This is a genomic window from Streptomyces sp. B1866 (assembly GCF_031932565.1).
In the GTDB taxonomy this organism is placed as follows: domain Bacteria; phylum Actinomycetota; class Actinomycetes; order Streptomycetales; family Streptomycetaceae; genus Streptomyces.
This window is the reverse complement of sequence record NZ_JAVSCF010000429.1, coordinates 1-2,942: the sequence shown is the minus strand read 5'-3', so window position 1 is coordinate 2,942 and position 2,942 is coordinate 1. Positions and strand designations below refer to the sequence as shown.

The 2,942-nt window shown below is 74.3% G+C and carries 1 protein-coding gene; it reads right to left on the bottom strand.

The annotated features are described in order from the left end of the window. Window positions 1-2,921 (bottom strand): SDR family NAD(P)-dependent oxidoreductase (locus RKE29_RS29025; RefSeq protein ID WP_312008692.1); only part of this gene is annotated, 2,921 nt, incomplete at its 3' end. Between the last annotated feature and the right edge of the window lie 21 nt (window positions 2,922-2,942).

The window sequence follows — 2,942 nt, the reverse complement described above, 5'->3', positions numbered from 1 at the left end:
TCCACACCCGTCAGCGAATCGAAGCCGCACTCCTTGAAGGCGCGGGTGGCGGGCACCGCGTCCGCCGTCCGGTGCCCGAGCGCGCCCGCCGCCTCGGCCCGCACGATGTCGACGAGCGCCTGTTCCCGTTCGGCCCGCGGCATCCCGGACAGCCGTCGGGCCAGTGACGGCCCGTCCGTCCCCGCCTCCGCGCGGAGCCTGGGCGCGCCCAGCAGATCGGCGAAGAGCCGGGGCAGTGCCGCCGCGCGGGATCGCATCGCCGTGAGGTCCAAACGCGCGGGTACGAGGGTCGCGTCGGCGGCGCCGAGAGCGGTGTCGAACAGGTGCAGGGCCTCCTCCGGCGGCATCGCCACCGCGCCGGTCCGCTCCCAGCGGGCGAGGTCGGCCTCGCTGAGACGTCCGCCCATTCCCCGCGAGCCGGCCCACAGGCCCCAGGCGAGCGAGACGGCCGGCAGCCCGAGGGCCCGCCGGTGCTGCGCCAAGCCGTCGAGGAACGCGTTGGCGGCGGCGTAGTTGCCCTGGCCCGGCCCGCCGAAGGTCGTGGCTCCCGACGAGAACAGCACGAACGCGGACAGCTCGGCGTCCCGGGTCAGCTCGTGCAGGTGCAGAGCCCCGTCGGCCTTCGGGCGTAGGGAGCGGTCCAGGTGCCCGGGAGTCAGCGCCTCGATGACGCCGTCGTCCACGATGCCCGCGGTGTGGATGACGGCCGTGAGCGGGTGGTGTGCGGGTACGGCGGCGAGTGTGCGGGCGAGTGCGGTGCGGTCGGCGGTGTCGCAGGCGGTGATGGTGACGTCGGCGCCGAGGGCGGTGAGTTCGGCGGTCAGGTCGGTGGCGCCGGGGGCGGTCTCGCCTCGCCGGGACAGCAGGAGCAGCCGGGTCACGCCGTGCGCGGTCACCAGGTGCCGGGCCACCAGCGCGCCCAGCCCGCCGGTCGCCCCCGTGACCAGGACGGTCCCGCCGGGAGCGAACCGGGTGTCTCCGCCGGGCGGCACGGGCCTGGCCCGTACCAGGCGCGGAAGGTGTACGCGCCCCTGGCGCACGGCCAGTTGCGGCTCCGGTGAGGCGAGCACCGCGGGCCAGGCGGCGCCGGACGCGTCGTGCCTGTCGAGGTCCACGAGCGTGAAGCGCCCCGGATGCTCCGACTGCGCCGAACGCACCAGCCCCCACACCGCGGCCGCCGGCACGTCCGGAACGGCCTCGCCGGGACGGGCCGCGACCGCGCCCGAGGTCACCACGACCAGGCGGGCCGCGCTGAACCGGGGCTCCGTCAGCCACGCCTGGAGCGAGGCGAGCGTGGACGACAGCACGTCACGAGTCCGCGCCGCCGTGTCGGCCGTGGTCCGCGGATCGGCGGGTACGCACGCCACCACCACATCCGGCGCCGGACCGGAGTCCGCGACGGCCTCGGCCAGGTCCCCGTACCGTGCGCTCGGCAGGTGGCCGACTGGCACGGGCAGGTCGGGGCCGAGCAGTGCCCAGACCGGGACGGGCGTGGGCGGCGCGGTGTCGATCGCACGCCAGTCCACGCGGAACAACGCGTCGCGGTGCGGCAAGCCCGCGGGCCGCAGCCGCTCGGCCGAGACGGGGCGGACCGTCAGCGAGGCGACGGAGGCGACGGTACGTCCGGTGTCGTCCGTCAGGTGCAGCGACACGGCGTCGTCCCCCACGGGAGCCAGCCGGACCCGGAGCCGCGCCGGGCCCGAGCCGACCACCCGGACGCCGCGCCAGGCGAACGCCACGCGAGCCTCCCCGTTCCCGTCCCCCTCCGCGGGCCGCTGCTCGACGCTGAGCACGTGGATCGCGGCGTCGAACAGGGCCGGGTGGACGTCGAACAGGGTGGCGTCGGACCGTACCTCGTCGGCGAGTGCGACCTCGGCGAACAGCTCCGGGCCGCGCCGCCAGGCAGCTCGCAGCCCCTGGAAGACCGGACCGTAGTCGAACCCCGCCGCGGCCAGCCGCTCGTAGGCCCCGTCGATCTCTACCGGCACGCTCCCGGGTGGCGGCCAGGCGGTGAGGTCGGGCGTGTCGGAGGTGGGGGGCGTGTCGGGGGCGGTGTCGTGGGTGAGGGTGCCGGTGGCGTGCTGGGTCCAGGGGGTGTCGGCGGGGGCGTCTACGGGCTGCGAGTGGATGGTGATCTTCCGCACCCCTGCCGGGTCGGGGGGCGTCACGGCCACTTGCAGGCGGAGTCCGCCGGTGTCGGGCAGGACGAGTGGGGTGTGCAGGGTCAGCTCGTCGATCAGGGGGCTGCCGGTCTCGCTGCCCGCCCAGGACGCGAGGTCGACGAAGACCGTGCCCGGCGCGATGGCCGTGTCCAGGACCACGTGTTCGGCGAGCCAGGGGTGGGTGGTGGGGGAGAGGCGTCCGGTGAAGAGCACGCTGCCGTCGTGGGCGGATTCCACGGCGGCCCCGAGGAGGGGATGGCGTGCGGAAGTCAGGCCGAGACCGGCCGGGTTGCCGGACGATTCCGAGGGTTCGATCCAGTAGCGGTGGTGTTGGAAGGGGTAGGTGGGGAGGTCGAGGGGTCCGGGTGTGGTGTTGGTGGTCCAGCGGACGGGCAGGCCGTGGGTGTAGGCGGTGGAGAGGGCTGCTTGGAGGCGGTCGGGGTTGCCGTGGTCGCGGCGGAGGGTTTCCAGGACGGTGGTGTGGTGGTGGCCTAGTTGTTCGAGGGTGTCGGTGAGGGGGACGGTGAGGCCGGGGTGGGGGGAGCATTCGAGGAAGAGGCGGTGTCCGTCGGTGGCGGCGGTGCGTACGGCGGCGTCTAGTTGGACGGTTGTGCGGAGGTTGTCGTACCAGTAGGTGCCGCTCAGTGCTTCGGGGTTGGTGATCTGTTGGCCGGTGACGGTGGAGTACATGCGCACGCCGGTCGCCTGCGGTGTCACCTGTTCTGAGAGTTCTGTGACTTGTTGGCGTACGGTGTCCATGTGGGCGGAGTGGGAGGCGTA